General features: G+C 74.6%; 21 protein-coding genes. 16 read left to right on the top strand and 5 right to left on the bottom strand.

All coding sequences use genetic code 11. The features are described from left to right. Positions 1-8: 8 nt before the first annotated feature. The 9 genes from ACIHAD_RS30505 to ACIHAD_RS30465 all read left to right on the top strand — a co-directional run bounded on the left by ACIHAD_RS30505 (position 9) and on the right by ACIHAD_RS30465 (position 6250). The gene (locus ACIHAD_RS30505; protein WP_397358337.1) at positions 9-581 is read left to right on the top strand and encodes a TetR/AcrR family transcriptional regulator; all 573 of its coding nucleotides are present in this window, start codon (positions 9-11) and stop codon (positions 579-581) included. Next, complete coding sequence (locus tag ACIHAD_RS30500; protein WP_397358095.1) at positions 578-1201, top strand: MFS transporter; 624 nt, start codon at positions 578-580, stop codon at positions 1199-1201. Before ACIHAD_RS30505 ends, ACIHAD_RS30500 begins: the two co-directional genes overlap by 4 nt. Then, positions 1198-1704 carry an FBP domain-containing protein gene (locus tag ACIHAD_RS30495; protein WP_397358094.1) on the top strand — a complete coding sequence of 169 codons (507 nt, stop codon included), beginning with the start codon at positions 1198-1200 and terminating at the stop codon, positions 1702-1704. Before ACIHAD_RS30500 ends, ACIHAD_RS30495 begins: the two co-directional genes overlap by 4 nt. Before the next feature lie 258 nt (positions 1705-1962). After that, positions 1963-2352, top strand: a complete 390-nt coding sequence (locus ACIHAD_RS30490; protein WP_397358092.1) for a hypothetical protein — start codon at positions 1963-1965, stop codon at positions 2350-2352. 71 nt (positions 2353-2423) lie between these two features. Continuing rightward, entirely contained in the window at positions 2424-2981 is a 558-nt protein-coding gene (locus ACIHAD_RS30485; protein ID WP_397358091.1) for a hypothetical protein, read from the top strand. Next, positions 2981-3919, top strand: coding sequence for a DUF4097 family beta strand repeat-containing protein (locus ACIHAD_RS30480; protein ID WP_397358089.1), 939 nt, complete (start codon positions 2981-2983; stop codon positions 3917-3919). Before ACIHAD_RS30485 ends, ACIHAD_RS30480 begins: the two co-directional genes overlap by 1 nt. Before the next feature lie 17 nt (positions 3920-3936). Further along, complete coding sequence (locus ACIHAD_RS30475) at positions 3937-4902, top strand: ATP-binding cassette domain-containing protein (RefSeq protein ID WP_397358087.1); 966 nt, start codon at positions 3937-3939, stop codon at positions 4900-4902. Next, on the top strand, positions 4899-5702 hold the full coding sequence (locus ACIHAD_RS30470) for an ABC transporter permease (RefSeq protein WP_397358085.1): 804 nt from the start codon (positions 4899-4901) through the stop codon (positions 5700-5702). Before ACIHAD_RS30475 ends, ACIHAD_RS30470 begins: the two co-directional genes overlap by 4 nt. Beyond that, entirely contained in the window at positions 5699-6250 is a 552-nt protein-coding gene (locus ACIHAD_RS30465; RefSeq protein ID WP_397358084.1) for a DUF1707 domain-containing protein, read from the top strand. The genes ACIHAD_RS30470 and ACIHAD_RS30465 overlap by 4 nt, the downstream gene beginning before the upstream one ends. A 123-nt stretch (positions 6251-6373) precedes the next feature. On the opposite strand, the gene ACIHAD_RS30460 is transcribed toward ACIHAD_RS30465, so the two are convergent. Next, entirely contained in the window at positions 6374-8485 is a 2112-nt protein-coding gene (locus ACIHAD_RS30460; RefSeq protein WP_397358083.1) for a prolyl oligopeptidase family serine peptidase, read from the bottom strand. 404 nt (positions 8486-8889) lie between these two features. On the opposite strand from ACIHAD_RS30460, the gene ACIHAD_RS30455 reads away from it, so the two are divergent. Next, entirely contained in the window at positions 8890-9657 is a 768-nt protein-coding gene (locus ACIHAD_RS30455; protein ID WP_397358082.1) for a putative protein N(5)-glutamine methyltransferase, read from the top strand. Positions 9658-9741: 84 nt separating this feature from the next. Here ACIHAD_RS30455 and ACIHAD_RS30450 read toward each other — a convergent pair whose 3' ends face one another. From ACIHAD_RS30450 to ACIHAD_RS30435, 4 genes are all read right to left on the bottom strand, one after another. Next, a complete protein-coding gene (locus ACIHAD_RS30450; RefSeq protein WP_397358081.1) occupies positions 9742-10083 on the bottom strand; it encodes a WGxxGxxG family protein in 342 nt (113 codons plus the stop codon). Between the two features lie 186 nt (positions 10084-10269). Beyond that, positions 10270-11640: a diaminopimelate decarboxylase gene (locus ACIHAD_RS30445; RefSeq protein ID WP_397358080.1), complete on the bottom strand. Its 1371-nt coding sequence runs from the start codon at positions 11638-11640 to the stop codon at positions 10270-10272. Between the two features lie 150 nt (positions 11641-11790). Continuing rightward, positions 11791-13401 carry a PucR family transcriptional regulator gene (locus ACIHAD_RS30440; protein WP_397358079.1) on the bottom strand — a complete coding sequence of 537 codons (1611 nt, stop codon included), beginning with the start codon at positions 13399-13401 and terminating at the stop codon, positions 11791-11793. Positions 13402-13546: 145 nt separating this feature from the next. Further along, positions 13547-14311, bottom strand: a complete 765-nt coding sequence (locus tag ACIHAD_RS30435) for a PP2C family protein-serine/threonine phosphatase (RefSeq protein WP_397358078.1) — start codon at positions 14309-14311, stop codon at positions 13547-13549. 285 nt (positions 14312-14596) lie between these two features. Between ACIHAD_RS30435 and ACIHAD_RS30430 the strand changes: the two genes are divergently transcribed. The 6 genes from ACIHAD_RS30430 to ACIHAD_RS30405 all read left to right on the top strand — a co-directional run bounded on the left by ACIHAD_RS30430 (position 14597) and on the right by ACIHAD_RS30405 (position 21073). Continuing rightward, positions 14597-15775 carry a sensor histidine kinase gene (locus ACIHAD_RS30430; RefSeq protein WP_397358077.1) on the top strand — a complete coding sequence of 393 codons (1179 nt, stop codon included), beginning with the start codon at positions 14597-14599 and terminating at the stop codon, positions 15773-15775. Then, a complete protein-coding gene (locus ACIHAD_RS30425) occupies positions 15772-16890 on the top strand; it encodes a hypothetical protein (protein ID WP_397358076.1) in 1119 nt (372 codons plus the stop codon). The genes ACIHAD_RS30430 and ACIHAD_RS30425 overlap by 4 nt, the downstream gene beginning before the upstream one ends. After that, entirely contained in the window at positions 16860-17552 is a 693-nt protein-coding gene (locus ACIHAD_RS30420) for a sigma factor-like helix-turn-helix DNA-binding protein (RefSeq protein ID WP_397358075.1), read from the top strand. The genes ACIHAD_RS30425 and ACIHAD_RS30420 overlap by 31 nt, the downstream gene beginning before the upstream one ends. A gap of 169 nt (positions 17553-17721) precedes the next feature. Then, positions 17722-19032 carry a hemolysin family protein gene (locus ACIHAD_RS30415; RefSeq protein ID WP_397358074.1) on the top strand — a complete coding sequence of 437 codons (1311 nt, stop codon included), beginning with the start codon at positions 17722-17724 and terminating at the stop codon, positions 19030-19032. Then, positions 19029-20030: a hemolysin family protein gene (locus ACIHAD_RS30410; protein ID WP_397358073.1), complete on the top strand. Its 1002-nt coding sequence runs from the start codon at positions 19029-19031 to the stop codon at positions 20028-20030. Before ACIHAD_RS30415 ends, ACIHAD_RS30410 begins: the two co-directional genes overlap by 4 nt. Positions 20031-20101: 71 nt before the next feature. After that, positions 20102-21073 (top strand): glycosyltransferase family 2 protein, encoded by a 972-nt coding sequence (locus tag ACIHAD_RS30405; RefSeq protein ID WP_397358072.1) that lies wholly within the window; start codon positions 20102-20104, stop codon positions 21071-21073. Positions 21074-21075 lie beyond the last annotated feature (2 nt).

Raw genomic sequence — 21075 nt, 5'->3', positions numbered from 1 at the left:
GGATCATGATGGCTCGGGCAGGTCTGACGGCGGACCGCGTGACGGAGGCGGCCGGGGAGCTGGCCGACGAGGCCGGGTTCGACAATCTGACGGTCTCGGCGCTGGCGCGCCGCTTCGGCGTCGCGGACGCCAGCCTCTACTCCCACGTCAGGAACCTCCAGGACCTGCGCGTACGGGTGGCGCTGCGCGCCGCCCGCATCCAGGCCGACGCCCTGACCACGGCGGTCGCCGGCAAGGCGGGCAAGGACGCGCTGGCCGCCTTCGCCGCCGCCTACCGCGACTTCGCCCTGACCCACCCGGGCCTGTACGAGGCCACCCAGCTCCGGCTCGACCCCGAGATCGTCGCCGGGTGCGCCGACGTCCAGCGCATCTTCACCACCACCAACGCGGTCGTGGCCGCGTACGGGCTGCCCGAGCCGGCCCACACCGACGCCATCCGGCTGCTCCGCAGCACCTTCCACGGCTTCACCAACCTGGAGGCCCGCGGCGGCTTCCAGGCCGCCCGCGACGTCCGGCAGTCGTGGGAGGCGATCATCGACGCGCTCGACAGCGCCCTCGGACATTGGCAGGTGTCCCCATGACCGACACGACCTCCCGCGCGACCGCGCCCCCACCCGGCCTCGACCGGCGGCTGCTGACGGTCGCCGGGGTGCTCACCCTCGGCGCGTTCACCGCGTTGCTCGACGGCACCGTCGTCGGCGTCGCCACGCACACCCTGGCCCGCGCGCTCTCCGCCGACCTGGCGGCCACCCAATGGGTGACGACCGCCTACCTGCTCGCCCTGGCCGCGGTCATCCCGGCGACCGGGTGGGCGGCCCAGCGGTTCGGCGCGGGAACGGCCTGGACCGTCTCGCTCGCGGTGTTCCTGGCCGGCTCGATCCTGTGCGGGTCGGCCTGGTCGCTCGGCAGCCTCGTCGCCTTCCGCGTCGTGCAGGGGGCCGGGGCGGGCATGTTGTTCCCGCTCAGCCGGATCATCATCGCCGAGCTGGCCGGGCGCGACCGGCTCGGCCGGATGATGGCGCTGATGGCCGTACCCGCCGTGTTCGCGCCCGTCCTCGGGCCGGTCGTCGGCGGCGTGCTGCTGGAGACGTTGTCGTGGCGGTGGGTGTTCCTGGTCAACGTCCCGTTCGTGGCGGCGGGCGTCGTCCTCTGCCTCCTGCCCGCCCTGTTCCTCCCGTCCTCGAAAGCAGGCACGTCATGAACCCCGTCACCGAGAACGTGATCCGCTCGTCCTTCGTCAACTGCTCCAAGGGCGAGACCCGCAGGCTCACCGTCCCCCGGGGGCTGCCCGAGCTGCCCTGGCCCGACCTCGACTTCCTGGGGTGGCGCGATCCGGGGGCGCCCGAGCGCGCGTACCTCGTGGCCGAACGCGGCGGCGCGCCGGTCGGCGTCGCGCTGCGGCTCGGCCAGGAGGTGCGCAGGAGCTTCACCAAGAGCACGCTGTGCTCGGTCTGCGTGACCCCGCACGCCGGGACCGGGGTCGCGCTGTTCACCGCGCCCCGGGTCGGCGCGGCGGGGCGGCAGGGGAACACGGTAGGCGCATATATGTGCTCCGACCTGGCCTGCTCCCTGTACGTGCGGGAGCTGAAGCAGACCGAGCTGGGCGTCCGGTTCGAGTCGCTGACCGTCCCCGAACGCGTCGCCCGCGCCGCGGCCAACCTGGACGCCTTCCTCGACAAGGTGCTCGACGACACCCTCGCCTGAGGGGGTGAGGGCTGGAGGGGGCGGCGTCCAGCTCGCGCCGCAGGGTGGGAAGGGCCACCCGCGGCGTCGGCCGGTCCGTCTGCGCCGCCGGGACGCACGACGGTCGTCCCGGGCGCCCGACGCCGGCGCGGAACGTCGCCCTTGACTTGGACCCCCGGGAAGGCCGCCCGGTTCCCCGCTTCGGGAACCGGCGTCCTTCCCGATCGGGGGGCCGCCGGGGAGCGGCAAATTGTCGGGCCCGCCTGCGACACTTCCCCGATGCTGATATTGGAACTGTTGCGACCCACGTTGCGGGCCGCGTGGGGGCCCGACACCTGCGACACCGCGGCGCGGGAGGAATGGCGGCCCGGCAACCCCGCCAGAGGGCAGTGCGGGATAACGGCCCTGGTGGTCCACGACCTGCTCGGGGGAGACCTGATCCTGGCCGAGGTGCACGCCGACGGCGTCAAGGTCGGGCATCACTACTGGAACCGCCTGCCCGACGGCACCGAGATCGACTTCACCGCCGACCAGTTCCACCCGGGCGAAGTCGTCGTGAACCCCCAGGTCCAGCAGCGCCCCCCGGACGCGCCGCGCCGGTGCCGCGAGGAGTACGAGCTGCTGCGGCACCGCGTCGTCACCGCGCTGTCCGGCCCGCCGCCCGCCTGATGCGTCATGTGACGCCATAGTGACGTCATCACGGATTGCGATGGCGTCACTTCGCGTGTCATGATGGCGTCATGGACCTTGCCCCGTATGTGGACCAACTCCGGCGCGAGCTCATGCTCGCCGCCGGCACGGGCGGCGAGGAAGCTCGTGCGCTGACCGAACGCCTCGCCGCGACGTTGGCGTCGGCCGCCCGGCTCGCCCTGCTGGAGGCCCTGTCGGCCGCCGCGGACGAGATCACCCAGGACCTCGCGCCCGGCTCGGTCGAGGTGCGCCTGCGCGGGCGCGACCCCGCCTTCGTCGTGACGCCACCGCCTGCCGCCCGCCCGTTCCCGGAGGACGGCGAACCCGTCGCGGGCGTGACCACGCCGCCCGCGCCGCCGCCGCCTCCACCGCCGCCCGCCCCGCCGTCTCCCGACGCCGACGAGGGCGGCACGTCCCGGATCTCGCTCCGGGTCCCCGAGGCGCTCAAGCCGCGCATCGAGGAGGCGGCCGCGCGCGACGGGCTGTCCGTCAACGCCTGGCTGGTCCGCGCCGTCTCGGCGGCCCTCGACCCCGGCGACGCCGCCCGCCGCGCCACCCGGCGCCCGGACCGGCAGAGCGGCAACCGCTACAGCGGCTGGGTGCGCTGATGACCATGCCGACCGACGACAGGGAGACCGGAATGCCGGCCTTCGACACGCCCCGACCCATCGTCGTCCTCCTCGACCTCGGGACCGCCGCCGTCCGCGTCGTCGCGGGCGACCGCGCCGACACCGTGGTCGAGGTCCGCCCGAGCGACGAGTACAACGACGCCGACGTGCAGGCGGCCCGGCACGTCCAGGTCCATCACGCCGACGGCAGGCTCACGGTGGCCGCCGACAAGGAGCAGGCCGCGCCGGTCCTGGGCTGGGGGCTCTCGCTCGGCAAGCTCGTCGAGTCGCCCGCCGACTGGGCGCGTTCGCTGCTGCTCGGCACGGGCTCGGTGGACGTGACGATCGAGCTGCCGGCCGGGTCCCGCCTCGACGCCAGGACACCCGGGAGCGTCTCCTGCCGCGGCCCGCTCGGCGAGGTGACGGTCACCACCACGTACGGCGACATCCGCGTCGAGGAGGCCGGCCGGCTGCGCCTGAAGAGCGCGCACGGCAACATCTCCGTCACCCGCGCCCGAGGGCACGCCGAGGTCACCACGAACCACGGCGACATCCGCGTCGGCGAGATCGACGGCACCGCCGCGGTCAAGACCGCCCACGGCGAGGTGCGCATCGGCGAGGTGACCGGCGAGCTGCGGCTCAACAGCGCCCACGGCGACATCACCGTGGACCGCCCGCTGGCCGGCGTCGTCGCCAAGACCGCGTACGCCGGTGTGCAGATCCACGAGATGTCCTCCGGCACGGTCGTCATGGAGACCACCGGCGGCGGCCTGGACCTCGGCGTCCGGGAGGGCACCGCCGCCTGGCTGGACGTCAGCTCCAGGTACGGCACGGTCGACGTCACCCTCGACCCCGGCGACGACCCCGGCGACGCTGAGCGGATCGTCGAGGTCCACGCCCACACCACCCATGGCGACATCGCCGTCCACCGTTCCTGACGACCGAGGAGACCGACATGCCTGACGCGATCGTGGCCGAGGGTCTGACCAAGAGGTACGGCGACGTGGCCGCCCTCGACGGGATGGACCTGACCGTCCCGGAAGGGACGGTGTTGGGGCTGCTGGGCCCCAACGGCGCCGGCAAGACCACCACGGTGAGGATCCTCACCACGCTCCTGCGACCGGACGCCGGCCACGCCACGGTGGCCGGGTTCGACGTCGTGCGCGACGCCCCCCGGCTGCGCGCCCACATCGGCGCCTCCGGCCAGTACGCCGCCGTGGACGACCACCTCACCGGCGCCGAGAACCTGGAGATGGTCGGCCGCCTCTACCACCTGGGCACCGGGCGCAGCCGCGAGCGCGCCCGCGAGCTGCTGGAGCGCTTCGACCTCACCGACGCCGCCGACCGCCCGGTGCGCGGCTACTCCGGCGGCATGCGCCGCCGCCTCGACCTGGCCGGCGCGCTGGTCGCCAGCCCGCCCGTGCTGTTCCTGGACGAGCCCACCACCGGCCTCGACCCGCGCGCCAGGATCGGCCTGTGGGACGTCATCGCCGAGCTCGTCCGGGAGGGCACCACCGTCCTGCTCACCACCCAGTACCTGGAGGAGGCCGACCGGCTCGCCGACCGCATCGCGGTGGTCGACCAGGGCCGGGTGATCGCGCGCGGCACGGCCGAGGAGCTGAAGGACCAGGTCGGCGGCGACCGCATCCAGCTCTCGGTGACCAGCGCGGCGAACCTGGAGACCGCCGCCCGCGCCCTGGCGCCGCTGGCCCTCGGGGACGTGCAGATCGACGCCGCCGCCCTGCGGATGACGATCCCGGTGACCGGCGGCGCGGCCGCGCTGACCCAGGCGCTCGGCCGCCTGGCCGCCGAGCGGATCCCCGTCCGCGACGCCGGGCTGCGCCGGCCCACCCTGGACGACGTGTTCCTCACCCTCACCGGACGCCAGGCCGACGACAAGACCAAGGAGACCGTCCGATGAACGCCCTCCAGCTGGCCGCCTCCGACGGCCTGACCATCGCCAGGCGCAACGCGCTCAAGATCCGCAGAGCCCCCGACCTGCTGGGCGGCGTGATCATGCTGCCCATCGTGTTCGTGGTGCTGTTCACCTACGTCTTCGGCAGCATGATCGAGCTGCCAGGCATGTCGTACGGCGAGTACCTGCTGCCCGGGATCTTCGTCATGACGATCGTCACCAGCGCGCAGATCACCGGCTACACGCTGACCCAGGACCTCCAGAAGGGCATCTTCGACCGGTTCCGCACCCTGCCGATGTCCCCCACGGCGGTGCTCACCGGCCAGACCATCAGCGACGTGATCATGAACGTCACCAGCATCGCCACCATGGCGCTCGTCGGCCTGCTGGTCGGCTGGCGCGTCCACAGCTCACCGGCGCAGGCGGCCCTCGGGTTCGCGATGCTGCTGCTGTTCTCCTACGCCTTCTCCTGGGTGACGGCCACGGTCGCGCTGGCCCTGCGCACGCCCGAGGTGTTCAACAACATCGCCACCCTCACGTCGTTGCCGCTGGTGTTCCTGTCCAACGCGTTCGCCGACAGCGCGCGCCTGCCCGGCCCGCTGCGGCCGATCGCCGAGTGGAACCCGGTCTCCACGCTCGTCCAGGCCGCGCGTGAGCTGTTCGGCAACACCAGCGCCGCACTGCCCCAGCCCGGCGCCTGGCCGCTGCGGCACGCCGTGCCGATGTCGCTGCTGTGGTCCGTCGTGCTCCTGGTCGTGTTCGTGCCGCTGGCCACGCGGCTGTACAAGAGGGCCGTCAGCCGATGAACATCGTCCCGGGCAACACCGTCTTCGGCAACACCGTCTCGGGCAACACCGTCTCGGGCGTCGACCGCGAGCGCGCGGTCGAGCTGGTCCAGCAGGCGTACGCGGAAGGCCGGCTCGACCCCGCCGAGCTGGAACGGCGGCTCGAACTGGCGCTCACCGCCACTTCCTCGCGCGACCTGGAGCCCATCGTCGCCGACCTGCCCGACCAGGCGGTCCGTCTCGCCTCCACCGGCGGCGGCGTCACGCGGACCGGCGACTGGGAGGTCCCGCGCCGGCTGTGCGTCGACTCCAAGTACGGCAAGGTGCGGCTCGACCTGTCGCGGGCCCACATCCCGTACCCGCGGATCGAGATCGAGCTCCGCCTGGCGTACGGCAGCGCCACGATCATCCTGCCGGTGGGCGCCACGGCGAACACCGACGGGGTGCGTTCCGAATGGGGACGCGTGACCTGCAAGGTCCCCGGCCGTCCCCACCCGGGTCACCCGCACGTCCAGGTGACCGGCGACCTCCCTTACGGCCGCCTCGTCATCCGCCCCGCCCGCCGATGACGTGCCCGTTCCGCCCGGACTGGTTCGTCATGTCGCCCTTGTCGTCCATGGCTGGATTTCTGGGCATCGTAGGGGAAGGCCGGCCGCCGAGGGCTTGTCAGGGGGTTCGCTCGGTCGTGCGGTCTACGGGGTCAGGTGTCTGTGCAGGAAGTCGAGTTGGAGGAGGAGCATGCCCTCGAACACGTCCTCGTCGGAGGTCGGGGCGTGGGAGGCGCCGGACAGCGGGAGGACCTCGTGCGGGCGTCCGGCGGCCAGCAGTGCGGACGACAGGAGGAGCGTGCCCGCCGGGAACACGTTGTCGTCGGACAGGCCGTGGATGAGTTGCAGGGGCCTGGCCAGGGTGTGCGCCTCGACCAGGGTCGAGCAGGCGTCGTAGCGTTCGGGGTGGCGGCCGGGGTGGCCGAGGAAGCGTTCCCGCCAGTGGGTGTCGTACAGGCGCTGGTCGCTGACGCCGGCGCCGGCGACGGCGGCGTGGAAGACGTCGGGACGGCGCAGCACCGCCATGACGGCCAGCGTCCCCGCGAACGACCAGCCGCGCATCGCGACCCGGCGCAGGTCCAGCTCGGTGTGGCGGGCGGCGACCGCGTGCAGGGCGGCCACCTGGTCCTCCAGCACGGGGCCGAACATGTCACCGTGCACCTCGCGCTCCCAGTCGGGTCCGCGGCCCGGCGTGCCGGCCCCGTCGGTGACCAGGACGGCGAACCCCTGCTCGGCGAACCACTGCGAGACGAACATCATCGGCGCCTGCTCGTCGGTGACCCGGCGGGCGGCCGGTCCCGCGTACGGGTCCAGCAGGACGGGCAGCGCCGGGTCACCGGGGCGGTGCCAGGAGGGCAGGTGCAGGTGGCTGCGCAGCCGGCGCTCGGTGGTGACGAGCGACAGACGCCGCAGCCCCAGCACGGGCCGCTGCGCCACGGACGCCACCTCGACCCCGGCCCGCGCGGCCAGCGCCGCCGCCTCGACCCCGGCCGGCCTGGCCCGCGCCGCCTCGGGGCCGGAAGGTGCCCGGCGTTCCACGCGGGTGCGTTCGCCCGGGTGTTCGGCGGTGCGGGTGACGTGGACGAGGGTGCCCGCTCGCCGCGTCCCGCCGTGCACGCCCGGGGTGACGCTGAGCCGCCGGATGCCCGTCGCCGGGCTGTGCAGCCACAGGTGTGTCTGGACGGGGTCGTCGGAGGCGGTGAACAGGACGTCGTCGCCGTCCACGCCGAGGACCGCCTCCAGTTGCAGACCGGGCGGCGTGACCGGGACGCCGTCCACGGTGAGCCGCCGCGTGCCGTCCAGGTCGGCGTGGGCGACCAGGCGGCCGGAGCCCGTACGGGCGGGCGTGCCGGGGACGAGCCGCACCCAGCGCGGATCGTGCTGCTCGGCCAGCAGCCGCGTACGGCCGGAGTCCGGGTCGGCGGCCAGCACCCGGACCGTCCGCTGGTCCCTGCTCTGCACCGCCAGGTACGGTCCGTGGGCGTCCCAGCCCGCCGCCGTCACGTACTCGAAGGCGGTCCGGTCCCAGTCCACCTCCACGCGTCCGCCGTCCGGGCGGGCGATCCAGAGGGTGACGTCGGCGTTGGCGGTGCCGGCCGCCGGGTAGCGCACGGCACGGGGCGGGCGCGCGGGCTCGGAGGGGTGGCCCACGTGCCAGAGCGCGACGCGGGACTCGTCCACCCGGGTCGTCAGCAGGCAGGCGCCGTCGGGCGACCACCAGTAGCCGCGGGTGCGTCCCATGGAGGCGGACGCGGCGTACTCGGCGACGCCGAACCGCACGTCCGGGCCGTCGGGCTCGGCCACGGCGCGATCGTCCGCGCCGTCGGCGCCGATCACCCGCAGCGCGCCGCCGGAGAGGTAGGCGACCAGCCGCCCGGACGGGTCGGGGCGCGGGTCGCGGGCCCCGGCGGGCACCGGGAGCGGGCGGGCGGCGCCGGTGGCCACGTCCACCGCCCACAGCGTGCCCGCCAGGGTGAACACGGCCAGGGTCGTCGCGTCGTCCGTGGCGTAGGAGCCGATCCCGTGGGCGTCGCCGCCGGTCAGCGCGGCGGGGTCGGCGAGCAGCCGTTCCTCGCCCGAGGCGGCGTCCATCGCCCACAGGCAGGTGGCCGGGTCGTCGCCGGCGCGGCTGCGCAGGAACAGCACGGAGGAGCCGTCCGCGGAGACGGTGAAGGCCGAGGGGGCGCCCAGGGTGAAGCGCCTGGTGCGGGCGAACTGCCTGGGCAGGCTGATCTTGTCGTCGTCGTGGTGCGGCATGCGTGCCTGGTTTCCTCTCACTGCGGTCGGGCTTTCGGGCACAGCAAAAAGCGCACACCGTAACGGTGTGCGCCTGGTCTGTGTCAGGTGATCGGCGGGATCTCTCGCGCGGCTCCCGCGGCCGCTTCCTGCTCGCCGGGACGATGCCCGCGGTCGAGCTCAGCGACATTTTACTACATGATCATCGGGCGCGAAGATCCCCGGAGGGCGCCCGCGTCCCGCGAAATCTGCTCTGGTACTGTGACGGTCTCTGGCCGAGATCGTCCTTGGGAGGTGAGACCCATTACCGCTTCGTCAGGCTGGGGCTCCCTTCCGGCACACGTGCGGCCCGCCGGGGCCAGGTGACCGCGGGGAGCGCCCATCGGCATTCCGAAAGGCTCTCCGTGCACTCCTCCCCGATCCCCATGTCCGTCGTCGTCACGCGGCTGCGCGCCGCCGGCTGCGTCTTCGCCGAGGACGAGGCCGAGCTGCTGGTCTCCACCGCCCGTACCGCCGCCGAGCTGGCCGAGATGGTCGAGCGCCGGGCCGGCGGGCTGCCCCTTGAGCACGTCCTGGGCTGGGCCCGGTTCTGCGGGCTGCGCATCGCCGTCGAGCCCGGCGTGTTCGTGCCGCGTCCGCGCACCGAGTTCCTCATCCGTCAGGCCGTCGCGCTGGCCCGCCGGGCCGGCCGGCCGCCCGTCGTCCTCGACCTGTGCTGCGGCACGGGCGCGATGGGGGCCGCGGTCGCGGCGGCGCTGGGGGAGGCCGAGGTGCACGCCGCCGACCTCGACCCCGCCGCCGTGCGCTGCGCCCGGCTCAACCTGCCCGGCGGGCACGTCCACCAGGGCGACCTGTACGACGCCCTGCCCGCTTCGCTCCGCGGCCGCGTCGGCATCCTGATCGCCAGCCCGCCCTACGTGCCCACCGAGTCGGTCGCCCTGCTGCCGCCCGAGGCCCGCCTGCACGAGCCGCTGATGGCGCTCGACGGCGGCGACGACGGGCTCGACGTGGTGCGCCGGGTGATCGCGGGGGCGTCCGGCTGGCTCGCGCCGGGCGGCCACCTGCTGGTGGAGATCAGCGAACGGCAGGCGGCGGCCACCGTCGAGGCCGCCGTGGCCGCGGGGCTGTCGGCGCGGGCCACGGTCTCGGAGGAACTGGACGCCACCGCCGTCGTCGGCACCCGTCCCGCCTGAGGGGTTCTACCGCGGCGACCGGGGGGGGCGGGCAGCGCGGTGCCCGGCGCGCCGGAGCGTGCCGGGCACCGCCCGCGTCCCTTCTTACGGACGCTGCGGGCGGGTGGGGTTGGCGGTGGTCCCCGTGGTGCCGGTGGTGCCGGTGGTGCCGGTCGTGCCGGTGCCCGTGGTGCGGGTGGTGGACATGTGCTCAGCCGTCCCCACCGGGTTGCGGCCCTTGCGCAGGCCCGCCAGCCCCAGCAGCCCGAGCAGCCCCAGCAGGCCCCACAGACCGCCGTTGCCGCCGCCCTCTTCGTGTCTGGTCTCGGTCGGTTGCGGGCTCGGCGTCGCCTGGCTCTGGACGACGGGCGTGTCCGCCACGGCGGTGGCGGCCGGGGCCAGCACCAAGCAGAATGCCATCCCCAGGCCGGTGAGCGTCTTGCGCATGTGGGTTCCCCCGGATCCGGCGGCTCTCAAGGCGGAGAGGCCGCCTGTCGCGCCTCCCGGGCGACGGCCCGGAAGGTTCCCCCGAAATGGAGCGAGAACTCCATACTCGCTGGTAGACCTACCCCCACCCACAGAAACAATCCCCGCAAACCAGGACATACCGCCACGTACGAGACGTGAGGTGTGTCAGGCGATGGCCGCCAGGAGGCCGGTCAGCGCGTCGGCCTGCGCGAGCCCGCTGGACGCCGCGATCTCGTCCAGGGTCTGCGCCGGGCGCACCTCGCTCAGCCGCACGTCGCCGTCCGCCGTGACGGTGAAGCCGTGCACGGCCGGATAGGGCAGGCTGTTGTAGGCCCACGGGGTGGAGAAGTAGTAGGCGCCGGTGTCGTACAGCACGACGATGTCGCCCTCGGCCAGCTCCGGCAGCTCCCTGGCGTGCGCGACCACGTCCCCGGCGAAGCAGCACGGGCCCGCGACGTCCTGGGCGAGCAGGGGGCCGTCCTTGGGGTCGCCCGCCGGGCCGTACGCGCCGACCCGCAGCGGCCAGGCGTCCGGCATGAGCACCGTGCGGGTGGCCACCTGCGCGCCCGCGTGGGTGATCGCCACCTGCCGCCCGCCCGCGTCCTTGGTGTACTCCACCAGCGCCGCGACGAAGCCGTTCTTGGCCAGCAGCGACCGGCCGAACTCGGTGACCAGCGCGTACCGGCCGTCGAACAGCCCGGGGACGGCCGCGCGCAGCGTGGCGACGTAGTCGGCGTAGGTGGGGGCGATCTCGTCGCCGTCGAAGTTCACCGGCAGGCCGCCGCCGATGTCGATGCCGGTGATCTGCCGGACGCCCAGCGTCGCGTTGATCTCCTCGGCCAGCCGGTACGTCTCGGCGATGCCCGCCGCGATCAGCTCCAGCGGGCACCCCTGGGAGCCGACGTGCGCGTGCAGGCGGGTCAGCCAGGGCCGTTCGGCGAAGGCGCGGACCACGGCCTCGCGCGCCCCCGGGTCACGCAGCGCGACGCCGAACTTGGAGGTGGCGGTAGCGGTGCTCATCGCGCCGATCGTCCCGGTGCCGACCTGCGGGTTCACCCGCAGCCCCAGCACCGAGGCGGAGTCCGGCGCGCGCAGCTCGTCGATGCGGCGCAGCTCGTCGAGGCTGTCGGCGTTGACCGCGACGCCCAGCGAGAGGGCCTGGCGCAGCTCCTCGCGGGTCTTGGCGGGGGAGTCGAAGACGATCGTGCCCGGTGCGAACCCGGCGTCCAGCGCGATCCGCAGCTCGCCGGGGCTGGCGACCTCGCACCCCATGCCCGACGCGGCGAGCAGCCGCAGAACGGGGATCAGGGACGCGGCCTTGGCGGCGAAGGTGTGCAGCACGTCCGGAACGTCGCCGAACGCCTCGTGCAGGGCCCTGACCGAGTCCCGCACGCCGGCGGTGTCGAGGAAACCGGCGACGGGCTCACCGGGGCCGAGCGCGCCGGCGCGTACGGCGTGGCGCAGCACGTGGGCGGCGCGTTCGGCGGTGGTGCCGCGGGCAGGGGCGGGCGCCAGCGTGGCACTGCTCTGGATCACGTCCAAGGCTCCTGGATGCATCGGGAAAGAGGGAGTTTCGGAGGGGGGCCAGTCGAGATTCGGGCATGACCGCAGGCCGCGTCTTCATCTGATGGGCCAAAGCCCGCCTCCGGCTTTGTCCGACCGGCCAAGAAAACCCGGAGCCCCAGGTCAGGCGGCCAGGCGGACGGCGAGGGTCAGCAGCAGGCGGGTGTCGGGATCGTCGAGATCGACGCCGAAACGCTCGCGGACGCGGCGCAGCCGGTAGCGCAGGGTGTTCGGGTGCAGGACCAGCCGGCGGGCGGCCCGGCCGACGTCCCCGGCGGCGTCGAGGTAGGCGGCGATCGAGCGGACCAGCTCGCCGCCCGCGGCCAGGTCGGTGCGCACCAGGTCGTACACCGGGCCGCTGCCGCGTTCCCACACCGGGCGGACGGCGTCCAGCACGCGCAGCACGTCCAGGGCCGGGCCGAGGTCGGCCGCCAGGGCGTGGCGCGGGCCGGCGTCGCGGGCGCGCAGGGCCCGTACGACCAGGTCGGCCTCCTCCCGCGAGCCCGTCGCGACCAGCGGCGAGGCGGCCACCGAGCCCGCGCCCACCCACACCGGGGCGGCGCCGGGCGTCGCGGCGGCCAGCCCGTCCAGCTCGCGGGCCAGCCCGAGCACGTCCCGCTCGTCACCGCCGCGCACCGGCACCAGCGCCAGCACCCGCCCGGTCTCCCGCAGCACCCGCACCCCCGTACGGTAGGAGGCCGCGTGTAGCGCGATCACCTCCAGCACCCGCTCCCCGGCCGACCCCGGGGCCGCCGCGCCCTCGCCCGGCGCGTCGGGGCCGGTCTCGGCGATCACGACGGCGCAGCGCAGGTCGGGCGGCAGGCCGAGGGTCCAGGCGTGGGTGCTCATGTCGCCCTCGCCGGTCAGCAGCCCGCGCAGCGCGTGCTCCTCGCGCAGCCGCGCGCCGCTCTCCCGCAACCGGTGCTGCACCAGGTACGGCACCGCCACCTCCGCGGCCCGGCTCAGGGCACTGGCCGCGTTGGGCGAAAGGCTGCGGCCGTCGGCGGCGGCCCAGATGGAGCCCAGCATCTCGCGCCCGCTCCGGATGGCGATGATCAGCCGCTCGGGGGTCTCGCCGTCGGCGGGCCGGTGGATCACCTCGCCGGAGGACCACAGGGTGCGCAGCAGGCCGCTGCGGCGCAGCTCGTCCACCCGCCAGTCGGGCACCCGGCCGCCCAGGATGGTGGAGCGGCGCAGCTCGTCGGCCTCCGGCCCGGTGGCCGAGTGCGCCAGCACGCGGAACTGGGTGTCCTCGATGGTGATCGAGCCGCCGGTGAACTCGGCGACCACCGACGCCAGCGCGGCCAGCCCGCCGCCCGCCGTGGCCTCGGCCATGCGGTCGCCGCGGCCCGCCTCGCCGTAGGCGGCGGCCGAGCGCAGCAGGGTCGCCACGTCGTCCCAGTCGGCCCACTCGGCGCGGGCCAGCAGGGCGATGCCGACCTGCTCGGCCGTGGCGAGCGCGTCGTCGGCCAGGTCCTCGCCGGCCCGCACGACCACCGCCGCGGCGCCGCGCCGCGCCGCCTCGCGGATGGAGGCCGTGGCCGCGCCGGTGGAGTGGAACAGCCCAGCGGCCAGCACGATCCGGCCCGCGTACGAGCGGGCCGGCCCCTCGTCGCCGATGATCATCCCGGACACGTGGACGTCCTGGCCCGAGGGCGCGAGCAGCAGCCGCAGAACGCCGCCCTCGTCGAAGGCGAGCAGCTCGCGGAGGGTGATTTGCCCCCGTTTGTTCATGACGGGGAGCATACGCAGGCGGCGGCACCTGGCAGGCTGGGGGCCATGCGATTCGGCGTACGCCAGTTCGAGCGCCTGGCCTGACCTCCGTGCCACCCGGCCCCCGCCTTTGTGCCGGGTGGCACGTTCCAGGGAAGGCCGGAGGTCAGGCGGTGACGAAGTCCGCGACGACGATCGTGGCGTCGTCCTTCGGGGCCGCGGCGGCCACCTCGTCGTACAGCCGGTCCAGGCAGGCGGCGGGGGACGGGCCGACGGCGAGCAGTTCGGTCAGGCGATGCTCGCCCAGCGCCTCGACCACGCCGTCGGTGACGACGGCCACGCGGTCCCCCGGCCGCAGCGGCACGGTGCCGATCTCGGGGTTCAGTGTGGAGGCCAGGCCGATCGCGCGCAGCAGCGGGCCGTCGCCGAAGGAGTGCGACGCGGTGAGCCGGCGCGGCTTGCCGCCCTTGGAGCAGTGCCAGATCGCGCCGTCGCCCACGTGGGCGAAGCGCAGGCACGGCGTCTCGCCGGGGACGAGCACCAGCAGGTCCAACGTCGTGACCAGCGCCGGCCTGGACGGCGTGCGCAACGCGGCCCGCCGGACGGCCCGATGGGCGGCCTGGGCGCACTCGTCCATGTCCTCCGCCCGCCGGACGGCGTGCGGCGGGCGGGCGGCGACCACGGCGCCCAGGGCCAGGGCGGCCGCCGTGTGCGCGACCTCCGTGCCACCCTGGCCGTCGGCCAGCGCGATCAGCCGCTCCTGGACGACGTAGGCGTCGGTGGGGTGGCCGTGCGAGCCGTCGTACGTGCCGCCCGCGGTCACCAGACGGGGCCGCGCCGCGGGCATGCCCGGCGGCCAGCCCCCGCGGCGGCCGCGTACCGCCATCACGGAGAGGCAGCCGAGCAGAATCGAGATCGAGAAAACAGTCATGATCGTCCCTCCCGTCGCGCGCGACGACACGTGTCCAGTACATCCCTCTTGCGGCGGATGCGACTGACGGCTGATCGGCCGTCGTGGCGGCACGACGGCCGATCAGCCGTCATGTCGCGCGGGGTCCGCGCGGCCCACAGTGAGCAGGGCGGCGAACGCGCACCGGAGAGCCACCGGCCCCCGAGGAAGAGCCATGGAAACAGCCGACCGTCAGCACGGGAACAAGCCTGTTCAAAGTCGATATTGTGAGATCCGTCCTGTGCTCTCTTCGCGGGCGGATCGCACATGGCTCACCCCGGCTCCACGAGTCTCGCCGAGAGGCTCGACACCAGATACGACTCCGCGACCCGGCAGCTCGACAAGGCCGTCGCGCGTACCGCCGCGGGCGCGCGCGGCGCCGTCGGCCTGGTGTCGGTGGTCGCGGCGGCGCTCGGCGCGGTCCCGCCGGTCTCGGTCGCGTGGCTGGCGCCCGTCCTGGCGGCCGGCCTGGTGTGGACCGGGCTGTACCTGCGCCGGCTGCGCCGCGAGGAGCCGCTGCCGCACTGGCTGGTGGCCGGCGACGCGGCGACCACCGTGGCGGCCTGCCTGGCCCAGCGCCACCTCGTGCCCGTCGAGGCGTTCGACGCCGGGTCGAGCTGGATCGCGGGGCTGGTCAGCATGACGATCATCGTCACCGGGGTCACCTGGCGGCCCCGGGTCGCCGTGCCCGCCGGCCTGGCCGTGGCAGGGGCGTACCTGGCCGGGGTGCGGCTCGCGGCGCCGTCCCAGGACGTGGCCGGCACGCTGGGCATCCACCTCGTCCAGCTCCTGGCGATCGCGATGCTGATGACGCTGCTGCGCCGCTCGGCCGCCTCCGCCGACGCGTTCCTGCGCGGGAGCGCGCGGGCCGAGATCGCCCTCATGGTCGAACGCCTGCGCCGCGAGGACGAGCTGCGCCAGGTCGCCAGCATCCACGAGACCGCCCTGCACACCCTGACCATGGTCGGCCTCGGCACCTACGACGAGCCGTCGCCCACCCTGCGCTCCCAGGTGCGCACCGACCTCGCCGCCCTGGAGAAGCTGCGCGACCGGCCACGCCCCGAGGCCGCCCCCATCGCCCTGGACGCCCTGCTCGACGAGGTGGCCGGCCGCGTCCCCGGCCTGGACGTACGCCGCCGGCTGACCCCGCAGACCGTCCCCGGCGACGTCGCCGAGCACTTCGCCCGCGCCGTCACCGAGGCCCTGGCCAACGTCGCGCGGCACGCCGGCGTGGCCGAGGCCGTCCTGGTCTCCAGCAGGCACGACGGCGAGATCCGGGTGGAGGTCGCCGACGCGGGCCACGGGTTCGACCAGGACCGCCTGCCGCCCGACCGGTTCGGCGTGCGCGGCTCGATCCTCGACACGATGAACGCGCTGCGCGGCGGCGGCGCCCGGATCTCCTCCGGCGACACCGGCACGCGGGTGAGCATGTGGTGGCGGCCGTGACCGACGACATCGAGCAGGTCGCCCAGCGCTACGCCCGCTACACCGCGCTCGGCGCGGCCGTCATCGCGGGATTCTGGCACACCGGCTACGACCTCACCGTCACCGTCACGGGCTGGAGCTCCTTCCGCTGGCCGGCGCTCGCCGCGGCCGCCTGGGCCCTCTACACGGCGGTCGGCGTGATCGCGGGGCTGTCCCTCGCGCGCACCTCGCGCGGGCCGGACCGCGTCCTCGGCCTGGCCGTCGCGGCGCTGGCCGCCGACGTCGCGGTGATCGTGGCCTGCCGCCCGCAGGACCTGCTCGGCATCAGCGACTGGGGATGGGGGTCGGTCGGCTGGCTGGGCGTCATGCTGGCCTGGAACCGGCCGCGCTGGCGGGCGGAGCTGGGCGCGTTCCTGGCCGTCAACGCCGCCGTCATGCTGGCCGCGATGGCCGTGGCCGGGACGCTCGACCGGGTCTCGATCGCCAAGTACCTGGTGGTCGTCGTCGGCGGCACCACCATGCAGCTCGGCTACACGGCCGGCTGCGCCCTGCTGCGCGCCCGCGCCGAGGACGCCGTGCTGCTGGCCCGCAGGCTCGCCGCCGACGGCGCCTGGCGGGAGTCGGCCAGGAGCATCCACGCCGACCGCATCCGCCGGTACGCCGCCATCAGGGACGTGGCCGAGTCGCTGCTCCAGCAGCTCGCCGACGGCGCCGACCCCGGCGACCCCAGGGTCCGCGAGGACTGCACGGCCGGGGCCATGCGGTTGCGCCGCCTGATCACCGAACGCGAGGACGTCCCCGACGCGCTGGTGGCCGCCCTGCGCGAGCGCATCGACGCGGCCGAGCGGCGCCAGGTGCTGGTGACCGCGCCGCCGTTCGGCGAGAACCTGCCCGCGCTGCCCGATGGCGTGCGGGAGGATCTGCTCAGGGCGCCCGTCCTGGCGCTGGACGGCGCCCGCTCGCGGGCCAGGGTCACCGTGTCGGCGATGTCGGCCATGGTGAGCGTGGCCGTCGTCGCCGACAACGACGACCTGCCGGTCAGCCCCACCCCGGTGCGCGAGCCCAGCGGGGTCGTGGTCACCTACCAGCGCCAGGGAGGGGAGGTATGGGTCAACAGCATCTGGCAGCGCCCGTGACGGTCGCCCTGGTCGAGGATCACCAGGTGGTGGTGGACGGCGTGCGCTCCTGGTTCGGGCCGGGCAGCGGCGTGGAGCTGGTCGCCCAGGGGCCCACGATCGAGTCGGTCCGCGGCGTGCCCGCCGACGTGCTGCTGCTCGACCTCAACCTCAACGGCACGATGGTCGCCGACCGGGTGGGCGGGTTGTGCGCGGGCGGCCAGCGGGTGATCGTCTTCTCCGAGCACGAGGAGCCCGAGATCGTCCGCGCGGTGCTGGACGCGGGCGCGTCGGCGTTCATCGGCAAGGGACGCGCCACCCGGGAGTCCTGCCTGGAGACGATCATGGAGGTGGCCGCCGACCGGCCGTCCGTGACGCTGCCCATGGCCCAGGCCATCGCCACGGACGAGGGCCCGCACCGCCCCCAGCTGTCGGACAAGGAGCGGGCGGCGCTGCTGTTCTGGTTCCAGTCGATGTCGAAGGCGTCGGTCGCGGCCCGCATGGGCATCAAGGAACGCACCGTGCGCCAGTACATCGACCGGGCCAGGGTCAAGTACGCGGCGGCCGGCCGGCCCGCGCCGACGAAGGAGAAACTGCTCATCTGCGCCATCCAGGACGGCCTGATCCGCCCCGACGAGGTCGGGATCTACACCTCCCACGCCCGCCAGGGCCCGCTCTCCTGACGCCCCGGCCCCTCACCGGGCGAGCCCGCGTGATCATCTCCGGGTTCGTCATGACTTCCGCACGCCCGAGGCGGATGCTAGCTTTCGCCCGTGGAGTCTGAGTACGGCCGACGGCCCGCCGCGGACCTGCCGCGGCAGCCCGCGGCGTTATCCCAGGGCCCGGGCTGACGTGCTCCTCGACGCCGTCTACCTGCTCGCGGCCCTCGCCCTGATCGTGGCCAACGGCGTCTTCGTCGCGGCCGAGTTCTCCCTCGTCACCGTCGAACGCGGCCAGGTCCGCCAGCTCGCCGAGGACGGCGACCGGGGCGCCCAGGGCGTCGAGGCCGCGGTGCGACGGCTGTCGTTCCACCTGTCGGGCGCCCAGCTCGGCATCACCGTCACCTCCCTGCTGCTCGGCGTCGTGGCCGAGCCCGCCATCGCCGACCTGCTCGACCCGCTGCTCGGCGGCGTCCCGGTCGTGCCGGTCGTGCTGGCGATCGCGCTGTCCACGGTGGCGCAGATGGTGCTGGGCGAGCTGGTGCCCAAGAACGCCGCCCTGTCCCGGCCGCTCGCGGTGGCCCGGCTGGCCACGCCGCCGCAGCGGGCGTTCTCGGCGGCGTGCGGGCCGCTGATCCGGCTGTGCAACGCGGTGGCCGACGCGATCGTCCGCCGGCTCGGCGCCGAGCCGCAGGAGGAGCTGGCCTCCGCCCGCTCGCCCGAGGAACTGGGCCTCCTGGTACGCCTGTCCGCCGAGGCCGGCGTGCTCCAGCCCGGCACCGCCGCCATGCTCCAGCGGGCCCTGCGCTTCGGCGGCAAGACCGCCGCCGAGGCCATGACACCCCGTACGGACTGCGTGACCGTGCCGGGCACCACCAGCGTCACCGAGTTCCTCAAGCTGGCCAGGAGCCGCCGCCACCTGCGCATCCCGGTCTGCGGCGCGGAACGCGACGACATCCTCGGCATCGCCAGCGTCCCCGGCGCCTGCGCGGTGCCCCCGTCCGAACGCGACACGACCCAGGTGGCCGCGATCGCCAGGCCCGCCCTCCAGGTGCCGGAGACCCTGCGGCTGGAGGTCGTCCAGGAGCGCCTGGCCTCGGCCCGCGCCGAGATGGCCGTCGTGATCGACGAGTACGGCGGCCTGGCCGGCGTCGTCACCGTCGAGGACCTGGTGGAGGAGCTGATCGGCGACATCGCCGACGAGTACGACCTGCCCGAGGAGCACTCCGACGAGCCCTCGCCCGTGCTGCTCCCGCCGGGCGCCTCGGTGGGCCTGCCCGCGCTGCTGCGCCCCGACGAGGTCGAGGAACGCACCGGCTTCCGCATGCCGGAAGGCCCGTACGAGACGCTCGCCGGGCTGGTGCTCGCCGCGCTCGGCCGCATCCCCGACCCGGGGGACGAGGTGGCGGTGCGCGAGTGGGTCCTGCGGGTGGAGGCCATGCGGGGACGCCGGATCGAGCAGGTCACGCTGACCGCGCCGCGCCAGGCGGGGGAGTGGCCGTGAGCCTCGCCCAAGGGCTGGTCATCGTGCTGCTGCTGGCCGTCAACGGCTTCTTCGTGGGCGCGGAGTTCGCGCTCATCTCCGCCCGCCGCACCCTGATCGAGCCGCGGGCGCGCGAGGGCTCGCGGCGGGCACAGGCCGTGCTCGCCGCGATGAACGCCGTCCCCACCATGCTGGCGGCGGCGCAGCTCGGCGTGACGCTGGCCTCGCTCGTGCTGGGCGCGGTGGGGGAGCCGGTGGTGGCCGGGGCCGTAGGGCCGCCGCTGGCCGCTCTGGGGCTGCCCGAGCGCCTGGCCCATCCGGTCGCCTTCGCGCTGGCCCTGCTGCTGGTGGTCGCCGCACACGTGATCATCGGCGAGATGGTGCCGAAGAACCTGGCGCTGTCGGCGCCCGACGTGGCCGCGCTGTGGCTGGTGCCGCCGCTGTTCGTGCTGGCCAGGGCGACCCGGCCGCTGCTGACGCTGGTCAAGGCCATGGCGGGGGTGGTGCTGCGGCTGCTGCGCGTCCCGTCGGCCGAGGAGGTCCGTACGGTCTACACCTCCGGCGAGCTGCCCGTGCTCATCGAGGAGTCGCGCCGCCACCGCCTGCTCCGCCAGGACGAACGCGACCGCCTGATCGCCACCCTCGCCCTGCACGCCCGCCCGGTCGGCTCGGTGATGGTGCCGATGAGCGAGGTCGTCAGCGTGCCCGAGACCATCGACAGCGCCGGCCTGCAACGGTACGCCGGCCGCCACGGCCACTCCCGCTTCCCCGTGCACGGCGACGACCCCGCCGAGCTGCGCGGCTACCTGCACGTCCTGGACGCCCTGAACGGCCACGGGGCCCGCGAGCCGCTGCCCGTACGCGCCCTGCCGCAGGTGCCCGCCACCGCCACCCTGGCCCAGGTGCTGGCCGTCATGCGCGCCCGCCGCGCCCAGCTCGCCGCCGTCGCCGACGAGTCCGGCCAGGTGCTCGGCGTCGTCACCCTGGACGACGTGCTCGGCGGGATCCTGACTGGCTGACGAAGGGGTCTGTGCGAGATCATGGAGCAGGGCCGCCGCGCGGCCGGGGAACTCGCCGAAGGGCTGCGCTCGTGACGAGGATTTCGCTGATCGTGCCGTGCTACAACGCGGCCAGGACCCTGCGCCTCTGCCTGGAGTCGGTGCTGGCCCAGACCCGCCTGCCCGACGAGATCGTGGTCGTCGACGACGCCGGCTCCGACGGCTCGGCGGCCATCGCCGAGGAACTGGGCTGCCGGGTCGTCCGCCTGCCGGACAACCGCGGCGTGTCGGCGGCCAGGAACGCCGGCGTCGAGCACACGACCGGCGACGTGATCTTCTTCCTGGACAGCGACGTGGCGCTGCGGCCCGACGCGGTCGCCAACGCCGTCGCGGTCCTGGAGGCAGATCCGGGCGTCGGCTGCGTGCACGGCGTCTACGACACCGAGCCGCTCATCGACGACGGCCCGGTGGAGTGGTACCGGCTGCTGCACCAGGTCCACTGGCGGCGCCGGCACCTGGGCGAGGTCAACAGCGTCGTGTTCGCCCTGGCCGCCATCCGCCGCGAGGTGCTGGCCGGCGCCGGCCGGCTCGACGAGAGCCTGCGCGACTGCGAGGACGTCGAGTACAGCAGCCGCCTGGCCGTCCGCACCCGGATCGTGCTGACCGACACCGTGGTCGGCCGGCACGACGAGGGCCACCGGTTCCTGCCCGTGTTGTCGGAGCAGTGGCGGCGGGCGCTGCCGCTGATCCCGCTCGCGCTGGCCACGGCCAGGCGGGGCGCGGCCAAGCCGGAGAACGCCAACAGCCGCGCCGGGATCCTCGCCTGCGCGATGGCGCTGGCCTGCCTGCCGCTCGGCCTGTTCGCGCCGGTGTTGTTCGCGGTGCCCGTCGCGCTGGTCGGGTGGTTCGTGGTGGCCGATCCAGAGCTGCTGCGGTTCGTCCACCGGCAGCGCGGCACCGCCTTCACCGCCTACTTCATGGCCGTGCACCTGGCCGTGCACGTGGTGCTGGTCACCGGCCTGGCCATCGGCTCCCTGCGCGTCCTGCGGGGCAGCCCGGCCTGACC

Origin of the sequence: Nonomuraea sp. NPDC052265, assembly GCF_044547985.1 — a bacterium.
In the GTDB taxonomy this organism is placed as follows: Bacteria; Actinomycetota; Actinomycetes; order Streptosporangiales; family Streptosporangiaceae; genus Nonomuraea.
This window is presented reverse-complemented; position numbering and strand designations above follow the sequence as displayed.